The organism is Streptomyces sp. NBC_00385 (assembly GCF_035917155.1).
GTDB classification, from domain to species: domain Bacteria; phylum Actinomycetota; class Actinomycetes; order Streptomycetales; family Streptomycetaceae; genus Streptomyces; species Streptomyces poriferorum.
Map to the genome: position 1 here is coordinate 3,835,411 of NZ_CP107951.1, position 15,680 is coordinate 3,851,090.

Here is a 15,680-nt window from a genome sequence, read left to right on the forward strand (position 1 = left end):
TTCGTTGCTTCAGACGTGCGTACGTATAAGTGAAAGTGTGCCGCCCGGCGGGCCGGGCGGCACATGGAGGACTACTGGCGCGGGCCGAGTGTCCACCGTGGTCCGGTGGGGCTGTCCTCGATGACGAGCCCGGACTGGTTGAGCTGGTCGCGAATGGCGTCGGCCGAAGCCCAGTCCTTGCGGGCCCGTGCGGACTGGCGCTGGTCGAGGACGAGGCGTACGAGGGTGTCGACGACGCCGTGGAGGTCGTCTCCGCGGTCGCTCTCGCCGGCCCAGTGCTCGTCGAGCGGGTCGAGGCCGAGGACACCGAGCATGGCACGGACCTCGGCGAGGCGTGCGACCGCGGCTTCCTTGTCGTCGGCGGCGAGGGCGGAGTTTCCCTGGCGGACGGTGGTGTGGATGATCGCGAGGGCCTGCGGGACGCCCAGGTCGTCGTCCATGGCCTCGGCGAAGGCCGGCGGCACCTCGGCAGCGGGGGCGACGGTCTCGCCGGCCTTCTCGGTGACGCGCTGGACGAAGCCCTCGATGCGGGCGAACGCGGACTCGGCCTCGCGCAGGGCCTCCTCGCTGTACTCGATCATCGACCGGTAGTGCGGGGTGCCGAGGTAGTAGCGCAGCACGATGGGGCGCCAGGCCTTGACCATCTCGCTGACGAGGACGGAGTTGCCGAGCGACTTGGACATCTTCTCGCCGGACATGGTGACCCAGCCGTTGTGCACCCAGTACTTCGCGAAGTCGTCGCCGTAGGCCTTGGCCTGGGCGATCTCGTTCTCGTGGTGCGGGAAGATCAGGTCGATGCCGCCGCCGTGGATGTCGAAGGCGGTGCCGAGGTACTTGTGCGCCATGGCGGAGCACTCGAGGTGCCAGCCGGGGCGGCCGCGGCCCCACGGGGTGTCCCAGCTGGGCTCGCCGGGCCTGGACGCCTTCCACATGGCGAAGTCTCGCTGGTCGCGCTTGCCGGTCTCGCCGTCGCCGGAGGGCTGGCGCAGGTCGTCGAGGTCCTGGTTGGAGAGCTCCAGGTAGCCGGGGAACGAGCGGACGTCGAAGTAGACGTTGCCGTCGGCCGCGTAGGCGTGCCCGCGCTCGATGAGGCCGCGCATCATCTCGATCATCTCGGTGATGTGGCCGGTGGCGCGGGGCTCGTAGGTGGGCGGCAGGCAGCCCAGCGCGTCGTAGCCGTCGTTGAAGGCGCGCTCGTTCTCGTAGCCGATGGCCCACCAGGGGCGGCCCTGTTCGGCCGACTTCTTGATGATCTTGTCGTCGATGTCGGTGACGTTCCGGACGAACGTCACGTCGTAGCCGCGGTAGGCGAACCAGCGGCGCATGATGTCGAAGTTCAGTCCGGACCTGATGTGCCCGATGTGCGGGGCGGCCTGGACAGTCGCGCCACAGAGGTAGATCGAGACACAGCCCGCTGTGAGCGGGACGAAGTCACGGATCTGCCGGGCGCTGGTGTCGTACAGGCGAATAGTCACGCCTCAAGGGTAGTGGGCGCGCACCAGTGCCCTGCGACCCCTTGGAGGATTGCGTGGACAGTTGTTACGGCTCCGGGCGGGCCGGAGCCGTAAGGGGTGATCGTCCGGTACGGCTCAGATGCGTCCGACGACCTTGCGGGGCGTGATCCGGACGACGACACGGGGGTCGTCGTCGCCGGAGGCGGGGTTGAAGTCGGCGTACTTCTTGCCGGTGTACTTCTGTGACAGCTCGTCGATGAGTGCCTGGCCGCCTTCGGTGGTGAGGGTGGCGGTGCCTCGGATCTCGGCGTAGGTGTACGGGGCGTCGAAGGGCTGGACGACGACGGAGACGCGGGGGTCGCGGGCGAGGTTCTGTTCCTTGCGGCGGCCGGTGGTGGTGGAGATGAGGACGTCGTCGCCGTCCCGCTTCACCCAGACCGGGGACACCTGGGGGCTGCCGTCGGGCTGGATGGTGGCGACGGTGACGAAGACCGGGGTGTCGAGCAGCGCCTTGAGGTCTTCGGAGAGTGCGGCGGTCATGGCGTACGTCCTCCTGAGCGGGTCGGTGATGTCTCTACGCCTACCCCGCCTCCGCTTGCCCGTCCCTGTTTCCCGTCCGCGCCCACCGGAAGGGTCAGTGCCAGGGCGGCGCCGGCCAGCGGGACGGCGGCGAGGACGGCCCAGCGGACGGGTGCGGGGGCGTCGAGGAGGGCGCCGGTGGCGGCGCTGCCGCCGAGGACGGCGAGGCCGGAGACGGAGGAGAGCGCTCCGGTGGCGAGGCCCAGGTGCCGGTCGTCGACGAGATCGGGTACGAGGCCGCGGGCGGCGGGCACGAGGAGCATCTGACCGAGGGTGAGGAGGACGACGAGGGCCGCCGGGGGCAGCAGTCCGGAGGGGCCGGCCGGGGTCAGGGGCACGGCGGCGAATCCGGCGGCGACGGTGACGAGCCCGGTGACGAGGGCGGTGCGCGGGGCGAGCCGGCGGGCGGACCAGCGGGTCAGGGGCAGCTGGGCGAGAACGACGAGGAGGGAGGAGAGGGCGAAGAACCAGCCGAGGGCGGCCTGCGATCCGGTGGTGCGCTGCACCTCGGCGGGCAGCGAGAGGTAGAGCTGGTTGTACGCGACGAGGTAGCTGCTGTACGCGAGGCAGAGCAGCAGGAACGGGCGGCTGGTGAAGACCTGTCGCACCGCGCCGCGGTGTGCGGCCGTTCGGGTGACGGGGTCGCGGTGCGGCATGAACCGGGCGTGTCCGGCGAGGACGGCGACGAAGACGAGGACGCCGGTGAGGCAGGCGGCGCGGAAGCCGCCGTCCAGGAGGAGGAGCAGCGAGCCGAGGAGGGGGCCGAGGAAGGCGCCGGCCTGTCCGGCGGCGGAGAACCGGGCGAGTACGTGGGCGCGCGGGGTGCCGGTGCGCTGTTCGTGCCGGACGGCTTCGCGGGCGGTCTCGGATTCGACGGCGGGTGAGAAGAGCGCGGCGGCGAATCCGGTGAGCAGGACGGCGCCGATGACGGTGGCGGTGGACGCGGCGAAGGCGAGCCAGCCGAATCCGGCGATGCGCAGGGCGCAGCCGGTGAGGACGACGGGCCTGGGGCCGTAGCGGTCGGTGAGGGCGCCGCCGATGACGAAGAGGCCTTGCTGGCTGAAGGTGCGGAGACCGAGGACGAGGCCGATGAGCCAGCCGGTCATGCCGAGGCCGGTGCCGAGGTGGGTGGCGAGGTAGGGCAGGACGGCGTAGAAGCCGGTGTTGAAGGCGAACTGGGTGGTGGTGAGGAGGCGGAGGTAGGGGGTGGGGGTGGAGCTCATGCGGGATGTTTCCGGGTTCCACGGCCCCGCACCGCCGCTGTGGTGAGCGCGGCCAGCGCGCCGAGGACGGCGAGGGCGGCGGCGGGGGCGAGGACGGACCAGGGGGCGCGTTCGGCGTAGGGAAGGTTTTCGGAGAGCATGCGCCCCCATTCGGGTGAGGGCGGCTCGGTGCCGAGGCCGAGGAAGCCGAGCGAGGCGAGGGCCAGGGCGATGGCGGGGATACGCAGGGCGGCGTGGCGGGCGACGGGGGGCAGGACGCCGGGCAGGAGGTGGCGGCGCAGCAGATGAAGCCGTCCGGCACCGAGTACCCGGGCGGCGGCGAGGTGCGGGGCGGCGCGTTCCTGGGTGTACAGGGCGGCGGTGTGGGCGGCGAGGGGCGCCCAGGCGACGGCGGTGACGGCGGCTGCGGCGCTCCAGGGGCCGGGGCCGGCGATGCCTGCGACGACGAGGCCGGTGAGGATCGCGGGCAGTGCGTTGGCGGTCTCGGTGAGTGCTCCGGCGCCCGCCGCGCCGAGCGCGAGGCCCAGGAGCAGGGTGGCGGCGGAGACGGCGAGGGCGGTCAGGGCGGTGCGGGCGGCTCCGTGGCCGAGGCGGGCGAGGATGTCGCGGCCGAGGGAGTCCGTGCCGAAGGGATGGGCGGCGGAGGGTCCGGCGAGACGGGCGGCGGCGTCGATGTGGAGCGGGTCGCGCAGGAGGCCGGCGAGGGTCACGGCGGCGAAGAGTGCGGCGAGAAGGAGTGCGCCGGTGATCAGGGACCGGCGTGCGCGGGCGGCCGGCGGGACGAGGGCGGGCAGGGCGCCGTCGTCGAGGGCGGGGCCGAGGAGGGCGCGTGCGGTGAGGCGGGTGGCGAGTCCGGCGGCGGTGCCGAGGAGCAGCAGGAGCAGGACGCAGGCCTGGAGGACGGGCAGGTCCTGGGCGAGTGCGGCGGCCAGGGCGGTGCCCCCGAGGCCGGGGATGGCGTACAGGGTCTCGACGGCGACGGCTCCGCCGGTGAGTCCGACGACGACCAGGCCGAGCTGGGGCAGCAGGCCGGGCAGGGTGCGGCGCAGGGCGTGGCGGGCGGTGCGGTGTCCGGGCAGGCCCGCCGCGGTGGCGGCGCGGGCCCAGGGTTCGGCGAAGGCGGCGGGCAGTGCGTCGTCCAGGAGGCGGCCGAGGAGGGCGCCGGCGGGGATGCCCATGGCGAGGGCGGGCAGCACGGTCTGTTCGGGGGTGCCCCAGCCGAGAGCGGGGAGCCAGTCCAGCCGGACGGCGACGACCGCGGCGAGGACGGCGGCGATGAGGAACTCGGGGAGGGCGGCGAGGACGGCGGCGCCGGTGCCGGCCCCCGCGGTGACGTTCCGGTGGCGTGCCCCGCGGCCCAGGGTGCGCGCGGCGAGGGCCGCGGCGGTCAGGAGGGCGACCAGGAGCGAGGCGCCCATGAGGGTGAGGGAGACCCCGAGGGCGGGTATCGCGTCCGGGGCGACGGGCTGCCCGGAGACCCAGGAGGTGCCGAGGTCGCCCCGCAGCAGTCCGGCCGACCAGTCGCCGAGGAGGTGAAGGGGGCCGCCGTCCAGGCCGGTCTCGGCTCGGATGGCGGCGAGGGTCTCGGGGGTGGGCGGCCGGTCGGCGTAACGGGCGTGCAGGATCGTGAGGGCGGGGTCGGTGCGGGTCAGGCGGGGCAGCATCCCGATGACGGCGACGACCGCTAGAAGTGCGGCGAACCGGCCGGCCAGGTGTTTCACCGGGTCATCCGAGGCGGGTGTCCGCGGTGATGAGGGTGCGTTCCAGCGGGTCGAGGGAGACGCCCTGGACGCGGCTGTCGTCGTAGCCCTGGACGAAGCGTTCGTGGAGCAGCGGTACGAGGGCGTCGGTGCCGAGGATGTCGGCCTCGGCACGCGCGGCGGCGGCGTGGCGGGCATCGGTCCCGGTGGTGGCGGCGGCCTTGTCCACGTCGGCGTCGACGTGCTCGTCGCAGAGCTGGGAGATGTTGAAGGTGCCGTCGCAGGTGAAGTCGGAGGCGAGGTAGGAGACCGGGTCGGCGGTGTCCAGGAGGGTGTTGCGGGCCTGGATGAAGGCGTCGTACTTCCCGGCGAGGGCGTCCGCCTCCAGCTGGGCGTAGTCGCGGACGACCTGCTTGACGGTGAAGCCGCGCTTGCTGAGCTGCTGCTGGACGACGGTGGCGACCTCGGGGAGTTCGGGCCGGTTGGTGTAGGTAGCGAGGACGATCTCCTTCGTCTGCGCGACCTGTGCCTCGCCGGCGGCCTTCGTCCGGCCGACGGGGGTGGTGCGGGCGTCGGCGGCCCAGGGGACGCCGGGGCCGAGGAGGCCCTGTGCGGCGTCGGCGCGGCCTTCGTAGACGGCCTTGACGAGGGCTTCGGAGTCGATGGCCTCGCGGGCCGCGGCGCGCATCGCGGGGTCGGCGAAGACGCCGTGCTCGGTGTTGAGGGAGAGGCCGTTGGTGCGGGCGGAGGGGAACTCGTGGACGAGCCCGTCGCCGAGGAGGGAGGCCTGGGAGATCGGTACGTACTCGGCGACGTCGACGGCCTTGGTGCGCAGGGCGTTGGCGCGGGCGGTGCCGTCGGCGACGAAGGTGACGTCGACGCCGGGGGCCTCGGCCTTGGCGCCCCAGTAGGTGTCGTTGCGTTCCAGGGTGGCGCTGACGGCGCCCTTGACGGTGGCGAGGGCGAAGGGCCCGGTGGCGTGTCCGGCCGGGTCGGCCTTGCCGCCGGTGTAGGCGGCGGCGGACAGGATCGTGAGGGAGGGGTTGGCGAGGCGCTGGGGCAGCAGCGGGTCGGCCTGGTCGGTGACGATCCGTACGGTGTCGGCGCCCCGGGCCGTGGCGGTGAGGCCGGTGTCGGACAGGACGCGGGGCTTCGGCGACGCCTTCCCCGCCGCGGTCAGTGAGCGGACGACGGCGGCCGGGTCGACCTTCGTGCCGTCGTGGAAGGTGGCCTCGCGCAGGGTGAAGGTCCACTCCTTCGCGCTGTCGCGCTTCCAGGAGGCGGCGAGTGCGGGCTTCGCCGTGCCGTCGCGGCCGAGGGTGGTGAGGCCCTCGATGACCGCGAGGCGGCTGAGGGTGACGGCGTCGTCGCCGTAGGGGGACATGGCCTGGGCGGGCGGGAAGGCCATGACGACCCGGAGGCGTTGTCCGCCGGCCGCGGCACCGTCGGACGCGCCGCCGGAGCAGGCGGTGGCGAACGGGACGAGGAGGGCGGTCGCGGACAGGGTCAGCGGCAGCGCGGAGCGACGGCGTCGGGGCGTGGGCATGGCAACGACCTTATATGAAAATGATTGTCATTTGGAAGCGGCGGGCTTCGGCGCTTCCGGAGGCAGCGGCAGCTCGAAGTGGACGATGCCCTGGCCGCCGCCCGGCAGCGCGCGCTCGTCGCACACCTCCCGCGCCAGCGACCGCCAGAACGGCTCGGCACCCGGCACGGCGGGATCGGTGTGCAGGTAGATCGCCTCGTACCCGCCGGCCCGCGCGACGAAGTCGCAGAGCTCGCGCACCATCCGGCGCGCGAGACCGTGCCTGCGATGCTCCGGCGCGACGTAGATGCGGCAGAGCTGGGCGGTGGTGCCGGACGGGAAACGGTCGGCGACCCAGCGCGGATTGGGCGGCGCCTGCGGACCCCGGTCCCGCACGGCACCCGTCGCGACGATCTCGCCGTCGCGCTCGGCCACCAGCAACGTGCAGCGCACGGGGCGCAGATAGGCGGCCTCGGGGTCGATGATGTCGGCGTGCCAGCGCGGTACGTAGCCGGAGCGCAGGTCGCGGTAGACGGTGTCGAGCATGACGGCGCGCGCGCCGCCGATGTCCGGCGGCCCGGCGGTGCGCACGACGTACCCGCCGGCCTCGGCCCGTACCGGAGCGATCGTCGTCGTACTCATCCCGGAGCTTCACCGTCCCTTGCGCGCCACACCATTGCCGCACCAGCGTACGTGCAAGTGATGTGCAACAAGGCTGCGGGCTCCGGGGACGCCCAGGTCAGGCCCCCGGAGCAACCTCGGGCGGGTCAGCCGATGCGGTAGACCAGGGCCGTCGCGATACCGGCGATGCCCTCGCCCCGGCCGGTGAAGCCGAGCCCGTCGGAGGTGGCGGCGGAGAGCGAGACCGGTGCGCCCACGGCGGCGGACAGGACCTTCTGCGCCTCGTCGCGCCGCTTGCCGATCTTCGGGCGTACGCCGACGACCTGGACGGCCACGTTGCCGATCTCGAAGCCCTCGGACCGGACGATCCTGGCCGCCTCGGTCAGCAGCGTGACACCCGCGGCGCCGGACCACTCGGGGCGCCCGGTGCCGAAGTGCTGCCCGAGGTCACCGAGACCGGCGGCCGAGAACAGCGCGTTGCAGGCGGCGTGCGCGACGACGTCGGCGTCGGAGTGGCCGGCCAGGCCGGGGCCCTCGCCCTCCCACAGCAGGCCCGCGCACCACAGTTCGCGGCCCTCCTCGAAGGCGTGGATGTCGGTGCCGATCCCCACGAGCGGGATCACGGGTGCGGTGCGCCCGTCGGAAACCTCAGAAGCCATCGTTCGCCCTCCTGCGTGCGAGAACCGCCTCGGCCAGGACCAGATCCAGCGGCCGGGTCACCTTGAACGCCTCCTCGTGGCCGGGAACGACCACGACGGGCGCCCCGAGCCGCTCGACCATGCCCGCGTCGTCGGTCGCGCCCTCGCCGCTGACGGCGACCTCCTCGTGGGCCCGCATCAGCGTGTCGCGGTCGAAACCCTGCGGGGTCTGCACCGCGCGGAGCCGGGCCCGTACCGGGGTGGACAGCACCGGTTCGGACTCCCCCGGCGCACCGGGCTCGACCTCCTTGACGGTGTCGGCGAGCGGCAGCGCGGGGACGACGGCGGGCGCTCCGTCCCGTACCGCCTCGATCACCGCGTCGACCGTGTCGACGGGCACGAGCGGGCGGGCCGCGTCGTGGACGAGGACGACGGCGACGTCCTCGGGCAGCGCGTCGAGTCCGAGCTTCACCGACTCCTGCCGGGTCCCGCCGCCGGGCACCACCAGGAAGTCGGTGCGCTCGGGCAGGGCGTGCTCGTCGAGCAGATGCCGCACCTCCGGCGCGCCCTCCGGCGGCGCGACGACCACGACCAGGGACACATGGCGGGAGGCCGCCATGGCCCGTACGGCGTGGATGAGCATGGGCGTCCCGCCCAGGGCGCGGAGCGCCTTGGGGGCGCCCGGGCCGAGCCGTACGCCGCGGCCGGCCGCGGGAATCACGGCGGCGGTGCGGTAAGGACGCGATTGATCAGACATCGGTTGCACTCCGAAGCATCGGCATGTTTGTCTCCACGGCCGACGTGGGTATGGCCACAAGCGAGCCGGGCGCTACGCCATGACTCGACCGGGACCCTTTCCGTGACCCCGGGCGAGACGGGTACCACCCCGGCCGCTCGGGATCGGCCTCACACGTCGACTTCACAAGATCGCGAGCAAAGTACCGGGGGATCGTCGATGAGGCCAACGCATCGGCGCATCGGGGAGAACATCCGGTTTCATCAGGCCACGGCCACGCCATCCGCAGGCGTCCGCCGGACCGGATGCACCGCCCGGACGACGTCACCGTGCCGCGGCCGGACGTGACAGCTGGAAACGACGCAGCTGGAAACAACGCCGCCGGGCGGGACCCGGACATGAACACAGCCGGACATGCCGCAGCGCCCGACGACACACCGTGAAAACGGCTGGTCAGCGGGCACCGCGGCACATTATTTACGACCGGTGCGATCCGGTTCAGGACGCGAGGACCTCGTCAAGAAGAGCCTCGGCCTTGTCCTCGTTCGTGTTCTCCGCGAGAGCGAGCTCACTCACCAGGATCTGGCGAGCCTTGGCGAGCATGCGCTTCTCACCTGCGGAGAGTCCGCGCTCGCGCTCGCGACGCCACAGGTCACGAACAACTTCCGCGACCTTGATGACATCACCGGATGCGAGCTTCTCGAGATTTGCCTTGTAGCGTCGGGACCAGTTCGTCGGCTCCTCGGCATACGGCGCGCGCAGCACCTCGAAGACCCGGTCCAGCCCTTCCTGCCCGACTACGTCGCGCACACCTACGAACTCCGCATTGTCCGCCGGTACACGCACCGTCAAGTCGCCCTGAGCGACCTTGAGCACCAAGTAGGTCTTGTCCACGCCTTTGATCTGGCGAGTTTCGATAGCCTCGATCAGCGCGGCCCCGTGATGGGGATAGACCACGGTGTCGCCAACCTTGAACGTCATGTGACAGGTACCCCTTCCGTGGCTATCAAGAGTAACACGAGAACAGCTTCTCCTGAATGGCGTTTTCGCAGGTCAGGGCATATCTCGGGGCTTGACAACTGCAACACGGACGTGCTGCGGAAGGCTCGCGGAGGACGGTATTCGCAGGTCGGAGCCGCTGTGCGGGCGAGGAGAAACGCGGACGTTACACCTACCGGAACCCGCTCGGAAGTGACGAGACGTCCCGTTTTGCCGGGTTCCGGATGATGAACATTCCGTACTCCGTTCGGAGATCGATCACCCGTACGGCGGTTAGTGGCGACGGCAGTACCGGTGGGCAATGAAATTGATCAACGCCGGACGCCGTGAGGATTATGTGCAATGAATGCGCCACAGCCCCTTGAACAGCGGCTGAACAGGGACACGAAGCGCAGGGGGAACACCCGGCGGAACGTGCGGCGGAACAGGTGGCGGAATTGATCAAGCGCGTTATGTGAACGGCGTGCGAATGATCTCGCGCACGCCGGCCCGCGATCATGCGGGGCCGTCGGGCCAGGATCCCCCGGGCCGTCAGGGGCGGGTCGGGTGCGGGGCCGGGACGGCGGCTCGGTAACCTGGCCGCTGACACACCCTTAGGGCGGCTTTACACCGCTCGCCCGACCCCGTCCGTAAGTCCGCTCGTTCAAGGAGTTGCCGCCGCCGTGAGCCGCAGCCTTCGACACGGCGCCCTCGCCGCCACTGCCATCGTGTTCTCGATCGCCGCGCTCTCCGCATGCGGAGCCGGCAAGAACGCGCAGACGCTCGAAGTCAGGCCTGACAACGCCGCCACGTCGTCCGGCGACATCAAGATCCAGAACGCCAACGTGGTCACCCAGCCGGAGCACGGTGCCGAAGGCCCGGCCGCGGTCACCGCCACGCTGTTCAACAACGGCACCGAGCCGGAGACGCTCGACGCCATCACCCTGACGGGTGGCAGCGGCTCCGTGGAGCTGCACGCCGCCAAGGGTTCGGGACCGGTCGTCGTACCGGCCGGCGGCCGGGTGGTCCTCGGCGGCAAGGGCAACGCCTCCGCCGTGATCGAGAACGGCCACGAGGCCACGCAGAACGGCAACGTGCAGCCGCTGGTCTTCAAGTTCAGCCGGACCGGCGACATCCCGCTCGGCGCCTCCGTCGTGCCCGCCACCGGCTACTTCAAGGGCTTCGGCCCCAGCGCACTGCCGGAGACCCCTAAGAAGCCGGAGAACTCGCCCGAGGCGACGCCGACCGGTTCCGCGTCCGAGACGCCGGGCGCCTCGACCGGGAGCCCCTCGGCCCCGGCCTCGGAAGGCGACACCACCACCCCGAGCGACGCGGCGTCCGACTCCCAGCAGCCGGGCTGACCGCATCCCGCACGACAAGCAGGTGTGGCTGAGGCGCCTCCCGGGCCGGGAGGCGCCTCAGCCACACCTGCTTGTCGTATCGCCCCGGGGCCGGGGCGTCGGGCCGGTTTACGGCTCGAACTTGTACCCGAGACCCCGCACCGTCACGAGGAACCGCGGGGCGCCCGGATCCGGCTCGATCTTGGCGCGCAGCCGCTTCACGTGGACGTCGAGGGTCTTGGTGTCACCCACGTAGTCCGCGCCCCAGACCCGGTCGATCAGCTGCATCCGGGTCAGCACCCGGCCGGCGTTGCGCAGCAGCATCTCCAGCAGGTCGAACTCCTTCAGCGGCAGGTCGACCTTGCCGCCCGAGACCGTGACGACGTGCCGGTCCACGTCCATCCGCACCGGGCCGGCCTCCAGCGCGGCCGGAGTGACCTCCTCCGGCTCACCGCGGCGGCGCAGCACCGCGCGGATGCGGGCGACGAGCTCGCGCGAGGAGAAGGGCTTGGTCACATAGTCGTCGGCCCCTATTTCCAGGCCGACGACCTTGTCGATCTCGCTGTCCTTGGCGGTGACCATGATCACGGGGACGTTGGACTTGCTGCGCAGCTGCCGGCAGACCTCCGTGCCGGGCAGGCCGGGCAGCATCAGGTCGAGGAGCACGAGGTCGGCGCCGTTGCGCTCGAACTCGTCCAGGCCGTCGGGGCCGGTGGCCGCGATGGCGACCTCGAAGCCTTCCTTGCGGAGCATGTAGGACAGGACGTCGCTGAAGGATTCCTCATCCTCGACGACAAGCACTCGGGTCACGGAAGAGCCTCCGGGGCAGGGAACGAATCAAAAGTGTCGGGTGCGGCGCCCCGGTGGGACGCCTCGTCGCCGTTGACGATGAGAGGACCGCCCGATGTGCGGTCCCGGGCCCGTACGGAGCCCGCTTCGGGCAGCCGCAGGGTGAAGGTGGAGCCCTGTCCCTCCGAGCTCCAGACGGTGACCTCCCCGCCGTGCGAGGCGGCCACGTGCTTGACGATGGCGAGGCCGAGGCCGGTGCCACCGGTGGCGCGCGAGCGGGCCGGGTCGACGCGGTAGAAGCGTTCGAAGACCCGTTCCCGGTCCTTCTCCGAGATGCCGAAACCCTGGTCGGTCACGGCGATCTCGATCTCGTCCCCGCCGGGTACGACCACCCGGCGGACGGCGATGCCGACGCGGGTGCGGGCGGGGCTGTAGTTGACGGCGTTCTCGACGAGGTTGCCGAGCGCGGCGGCGAGCTGACCGCGGTTGCCCCATATGCGGAGCTCGGCGGTGCCGCCCGAGGCCATGGTGATCTGCTTGGAACCGGCCTGCTGCCGGCAGCGGTCGATGGCCTCGGCGACCAGTTCGTCGACCCGGACCGGCTCGGCGTCCTCCAGCGGGTCGTCGTTCTGCACCCGGGAGAGGTCGATGAGCTCCTGGACGAGGTTGGTGAGCCGGGTCGCTTCTATCTGCATCCGGCCGGCGAACCGCTCCACCGCCTCCGGATCGTCGGAGGCGTCCATGACGGCCTCCGAGAGCAGGGACAGTGCACCGGTCGGGGTCTTGAGCTCATGGCTGACGTTGGCGACGAAGTCGCGCCGGACCGCTTCGATGCGGCGGGCCTCGGTGAGGTCCTCGACCAGCAGCAGCACCAGGCGGGAGCCCAGCGGGGCGACCCGGGCGGAGACCGCGAGGGCCTCGCCCCGGCCCGTACCGCGCCGGGGCAGGTCCAGCTCGACCTGTCGTATCTCCCCGTCACGGCGGGTGTCCCTGGCCATGTTCAGCATCGGCTCGACGGCCAGACGCCCTCCCCTGACCAGTCCCAGCGCGTACGCGGCGGAGCTGGCCTTGACGACGCTGTCGCTCTCGTCGAGCACGACCGCGGAGGAGCTGAGCACGGACAGGACCGTGTCGACGCCGGGGGGCAGGGGGGCACCGCTGTCGGGCCGCAGGGACGTACGCGTGGGTTTCTTCTGGTCGCGCTCGCTCCAGCGGAACGCCAGCATCGCGATCACGCCGGTACACACCCCGGCGATCGCTGCAGCTGCGGCGACCGCCGCGTTCACGTCCATGGCTCCAGGTTATGCGGCTCCACCGACACTCTCCCAGCCGTCCGAGTGCCTATCCGAACACTCGTCGCCCAGAGTTCACCGAGGGGCAAGCACCGGTTCACTTGGCCGGTCGGAACCCGACGCGTACGGCCGTCACGGTGGCACCGTGGGGTTCAGAGCTGGCCCCGGCCTCGGTTTAGGACTGGAGAGGGACTTCCCATGCGTGACGCGTACCACGAGGAACTCGACTCGATCGGCGAGGGGCTGGTCGAGATGGCCCGGCTCGTCGGATCGGCGATCGGCCGGGCGACGACGTCCATGCTCGACGCCGACCTCAAGCTCGCGGAGACCGTGATCGCCGCGGACCAGAAGGTCGACGACCTCCAGCACGACCTGGAGGCCCGGGCCATCGCGCTGCTGGCCCGCCAGCAGCCGGTGGCGACCGATCTGCGGATCGTGGTCACCTCGCTGCGGATGAGCGCCGACCTGGAGCGCTCGGGCGACCTCGCCCAGCACGTCGCCAAGCTGGCCCGGCTGCGCTTCCCGCAGAAGGCGGTCCCGGACGACCTGCACGCCACCATCCTGGAGATGGGCCAGCTCGCGCAGCGCCTGATGGCCAAGGCCGCCGAGGTGATCATCACCAAGGACGTCGACCTGGCGCTCCAGCTGGAACAGGACGACGACGAGATGGACCTGCTGCACCGCACGCTGTTCCAGCACCTGATGGACGACCGCTGGAAGCACGGCATCGAGACGGCCGTCGACGTGACACTGCTCGGCCGCTACTACGAGCGGTTCGCCGACCACGCGGTGTCGGTGGCCAAGCGCGTCGTCTACCTGGTGACGGGCGAGCACGCGGACGAGATCCAGCAGCCGACGCCGGTCGAGGGCGCGTAGCCGGCCGGACACGCACGGCCGGCCACGCGGACGCAGCCGGCGCCAGGGACTCGCACATGCGTTCCTGCGCGTGTGCGCCGTTGATGCGCCCGCCCGGCTGGGCATGCAATGGGATGGGGCGGCACGACCTTTCCGTACGCCCCGGTCGTGGGCCCCGGACGGGCGTACGGCCCTGTCGTACACCTTGAGGAGGAACCATGGCCGATTCCCCCACGACCGAACCCCAGCAGGAGACACCCGCCGACGTGGCGCACCGGGGCGTCGTCGGCGCCTGCGGCTGCGGATCGGGCTGCGGGTGCGGCTGCCAGTCCGGCGCGCCGTGCCAGTGCGGCGGCTGCTCCGGCTGACGGGCGCGCGCAACGACGGAGGGCGCCCCCGCACGGACGCGCATCGTCCGCGCGGGGCCGCCCCCGTGCTCTGATCAGGCCGTCCGCTCCACAGCGGGCTCGGCACCGGCGCCCTGGACCGCACCCGCTCCGACCGGTCCTGCCGCTCCGACCGGTCCGCTCACGACCGCGGGTGCCGGCGCCGGTACCGCGCCGCCCTGCGGCAGGTTCCGCATCAGCAGCCAGTAGCCGAACGCCGCCGCGGTACCCAGCACCGCGCACGTCCCCCACAGCCACCCGGCCCCGAAGTGGTCGATCACCACACCGGACATCAGCGGGGCCACGAGCGCCGCGGCCGACCAGGACAGGGCGTACATGCCCTGGTAGCGGCCCCGGCCGTGAGCAGGTGAGAGCTGGACGACCAGACCGTTCTGCACGGGCGCGTTGACGATCTCGGCTACCGTCCAGACGCAGATGGTCAGCGCGTAGACCGCCACCGAACCGGCGAAGGCCGTCAGCCCGAACCCGTACCCGGCGAGCAGCGACGACACGATGAGCAGTTGGCGCGGGTCACGGCTCTGGATGAACCGGGTGACCGGGATCTGGAGCACCACGATCAGCACGCCGTTGACGGCGACCGCCGAGCCGAAGTCGGAGCTGCTGAACCCGTCGGCCCCCATGGCCACCGGCAGCCCCACGTACCCCTGCTGGAAGATCAGGGCGATCACGAACGACAGCCCGACGACGCCCATGAACCGTCCGTCCCGCAGCACCGTGCCGAGCCGGATGCCGTCGCCGGCGGCACGCGCGTCCGTCGCCGCGGCCGGGGTCTTCTGCGGCCGGGACTCCGGCACCTTCATGAAGACGACGACCGCGCAGCACAGCGTCATCACCGCCTCGCCGACGAAACCGGCGAGGTAGCTGTACTCGGCGACGAACCCGGCCCCGGCGGACGAGACCGCGAACCCCAGGTTGATCGCCCAGTAGTTGAGCGAGAAGGCCCGCACCCGGTCCTTCGCCGGGACGATGTCGGCGATCATCGCCTGGACCGCGGGGCGAGAGGCGCTGCTGGCCATGCCGACACAGAAGGCGACGGCGGCGATCGCCACCGGATGGGCCATGAAGCCGAGCACGGCCACCGAGACGGCGGTCGACAGCTGCGCGACGAGCATCGTGGGCCGCCGCCCGAAACGGTCCGTCATCACACCGGCCACGAGTGAGGAAACGACCCCGCCGAGCCCGTGCAGCGCGGCGACCAGACCGGCGTACGAGGCGGAGTAACCCCGGTCCAGGGTCAGGTACAGGGCCATGAAGGTGGCGACGAACGCCCCGAGGCGGTTGACCAGGGTGCTGGTCCACAGCCACCAGAACTCCCTGGGGAGACCGGAGACGGATTCACGGGTGGCCCGTCTGAGACCGGCGACAGACATACGGGTTCCCCCAGGACGTACGGATGTGGATGCGGGCGGTAAGCGGTCCGCCGACGGTCCGAACATTACAAATTCTGGATTCGGCGCTGCCACCCAATTGACGGCCGGCGTCAATCCGCGCAGCCCTGTCCGCCCTGTGGCCGGGCGCGCGCGGCCCGTACGGGTTCGATTAC

Annotated in this window: 15 protein-coding genes; 3 read left to right on the plus strand and 12 right to left on the minus strand. The window is 71.7% G+C overall.

The window, feature by feature from the left end; all coding sequences use genetic code 11:
• Positions 1-71: 71 nt before the first annotated feature.
• The 9 genes from cysS to OG959_RS16880 all read right to left on the minus strand — a co-directional run bounded on the left by cysS (position 72) and on the right by OG959_RS16880 (position 9,457).
• Complete coding sequence (gene cysS, locus OG959_RS16840) at positions 72-1,475, minus strand: cysteine--tRNA ligase (RefSeq protein WP_326659291.1); 1,404 nt, start codon at positions 1,473-1,475, stop codon at positions 72-74.
• Positions 1,476-1,589: 114 nt separating this feature from the next.
• Positions 1,590-1,994: a PPOX class F420-dependent oxidoreductase gene (locus OG959_RS16845; RefSeq protein WP_326659293.1), complete on the minus strand. Its 405-nt coding sequence runs from the start codon at positions 1,992-1,994 to the stop codon at positions 1,590-1,592.
• Positions 1,991-3,256: an MFS transporter gene (locus tag OG959_RS16850; RefSeq protein WP_326659295.1), complete on the minus strand. Its 1,266-nt coding sequence runs from the start codon at positions 3,254-3,256 to the stop codon at positions 1,991-1,993. Before OG959_RS16850 ends, OG959_RS16845 begins: the two co-directional genes overlap by 4 nt.
• Positions 3,253-4,977, minus strand: coding sequence for an ABC transporter permease subunit (locus OG959_RS16855; protein WP_326659297.1), 1,725 nt, complete (start codon positions 4,975-4,977; stop codon positions 3,253-3,255). The genes OG959_RS16850 and OG959_RS16855 overlap by 4 nt, the downstream gene beginning before the upstream one ends.
• Before the next feature lie 4 nt (positions 4,978-4,981).
• On the minus strand, positions 4,982-6,502 hold the full coding sequence (locus OG959_RS16860; protein ID WP_326659299.1) for an ABC transporter substrate-binding protein: 1,521 nt from the start codon (positions 6,500-6,502) through the stop codon (positions 4,982-4,984).
• 27 nt (positions 6,503-6,529) lie between these two features.
• Positions 6,530-7,123: a GNAT family N-acetyltransferase gene (locus OG959_RS16865; RefSeq protein WP_326659301.1), complete on the minus strand. Its 594-nt coding sequence runs from the start codon at positions 7,121-7,123 to the stop codon at positions 6,530-6,532.
• A 125-nt stretch (positions 7,124-7,248) separates the two neighbouring features.
• Positions 7,249-7,761 carry a 2-C-methyl-D-erythritol 2,4-cyclodiphosphate synthase gene (gene ispF, locus OG959_RS16870; RefSeq protein WP_326659303.1) on the minus strand — a complete coding sequence of 171 codons (513 nt, stop codon included), beginning with the start codon at positions 7,759-7,761 and terminating at the stop codon, positions 7,249-7,251.
• Positions 7,751-8,497, minus strand: a complete 747-nt coding sequence (gene ispD / locus OG959_RS16875) for a 2-C-methyl-D-erythritol 4-phosphate cytidylyltransferase (protein ID WP_326659305.1) — start codon at positions 8,495-8,497, stop codon at positions 7,751-7,753. The genes ispF and ispD overlap by 11 nt, the downstream gene beginning before the upstream one ends.
• Before the next feature lie 477 nt (positions 8,498-8,974).
• A complete protein-coding gene (locus tag OG959_RS16880; RefSeq protein WP_006380568.1) occupies positions 8,975-9,457 on the minus strand; it encodes a CarD family transcriptional regulator in 483 nt (160 codons plus the stop codon).
• Between the two features lie 680 nt (positions 9,458-10,137).
• Here OG959_RS16880 and OG959_RS16885 point away from each other — a divergent pair.
• Positions 10,138-10,815, plus strand: a complete 678-nt coding sequence (locus OG959_RS16885) for a DUF461 domain-containing protein (RefSeq protein ID WP_326659307.1) — start codon at positions 10,138-10,140, stop codon at positions 10,813-10,815.
• A 108-nt stretch (positions 10,816-10,923) separates the two neighbouring features.
• Here OG959_RS16885 and OG959_RS16890 read toward each other — a convergent pair whose 3' ends face one another.
• Both OG959_RS16890 and OG959_RS16895 read right to left on the minus strand, forming a co-directional pair.
• Positions 10,924-11,604: a response regulator transcription factor gene (locus tag OG959_RS16890; protein WP_073733027.1), complete on the minus strand. Its 681-nt coding sequence runs from the start codon at positions 11,602-11,604 to the stop codon at positions 10,924-10,926.
• A complete protein-coding gene (locus tag OG959_RS16895) occupies positions 11,601-12,875 on the minus strand; it encodes a sensor histidine kinase (RefSeq protein ID WP_326659309.1) in 1,275 nt (424 codons plus the stop codon). The genes OG959_RS16890 and OG959_RS16895 overlap by 4 nt, the downstream gene beginning before the upstream one ends.
• Before the next feature lie 198 nt (positions 12,876-13,073).
• Between OG959_RS16895 and phoU the strand changes: the two genes are divergently transcribed.
• Both phoU and OG959_RS16905 read left to right on the plus strand, forming a co-directional pair.
• The gene (gene phoU / locus OG959_RS16900) at positions 13,074-13,751 is read left to right on the plus strand and encodes a phosphate signaling complex protein PhoU (protein ID WP_148019406.1); all 678 of its coding nucleotides are present in this window, start codon (positions 13,074-13,076) and stop codon (positions 13,749-13,751) included.
• Positions 13,752-13,948: 197 nt separating this feature from the next.
• Entirely contained in the window at positions 13,949-14,098 is a 150-nt protein-coding gene (locus OG959_RS16905; RefSeq protein ID WP_187285195.1) for a hypothetical protein, read from the plus strand.
• 74 nt (positions 14,099-14,172) lie between these two features.
• Here the strand turns inward: OG959_RS16905 and OG959_RS16910 are convergent, their stop codons facing one another.
• A complete protein-coding gene (locus OG959_RS16910; RefSeq protein WP_326659312.1) occupies positions 14,173-15,507 on the minus strand; it encodes an MDR family MFS transporter in 1,335 nt (444 codons plus the stop codon).
• Between the last annotated feature and the right edge of the window lie 173 nt (positions 15,508-15,680).

Bases quoted from the DNA above. Each gene is read 5' to 3' on its own strand.
- OG959_RS16845 (WP_326659293.1), bottom strand. From the start codon at position 1,994: ATGACCGCCGCACTCTCCGAAGACCTCAAGGCGCTGCTCGACACCCCG.
- OG959_RS16850 (WP_326659295.1), bottom strand. From the start codon at position 3,256: ATGAGCTCCACCCCCACCCCCTACCTCCGCCTCCTCACCACCACCCAG.
- OG959_RS16860 (WP_326659299.1), bottom strand. From the start codon at position 6,502: ATGCCCACGCCCCGACGCCGTCGCTCCGCGCTGCCGCTGACCCTGTCC.
- OG959_RS16865 (WP_326659301.1), bottom strand. From the start codon at position 7,123: ATGAGTACGACGACGATCGCTCCGGTACGGGCCGAGGCCGGCGGGTAC.
- ispF (WP_326659303.1), bottom strand. From the start codon at position 7,761: ATGGCTTCTGAGGTTTCCGACGGGCGCACCGCACCCGTGATCCCGCTC.
- ispD (WP_326659305.1), bottom strand. From the start codon at position 8,497: ATGTCTGATCAATCGCGTCCTTACCGCACCGCCGCCGTGATTCCCGCG.
- OG959_RS16880 (WP_006380568.1), bottom strand. From the start codon at position 9,457: ATGACGTTCAAGGTTGGCGACACCGTGGTCTATCCCCATCACGGGGCC.
- OG959_RS16895 (WP_326659309.1), bottom strand. From the start codon at position 12,875: ATGGACGTGAACGCGGCGGTCGCCGCAGCTGCAGCGATCGCCGGGGTG.
- phoU (WP_148019406.1), top strand. From the start codon at position 13,074: ATGCGTGACGCGTACCACGAGGAACTCGACTCGATCGGCGAGGGGCTG.
- OG959_RS16905 (WP_187285195.1), top strand. From the start codon at position 13,949: ATGGCCGATTCCCCCACGACCGAACCCCAGCAGGAGACACCCGCCGAC.
- OG959_RS16910 (WP_326659312.1), bottom strand. From the start codon at position 15,507: ATGTCTGTCGCCGGTCTCAGACGGGCCACCCGTGAATCCGTCTCCGGT.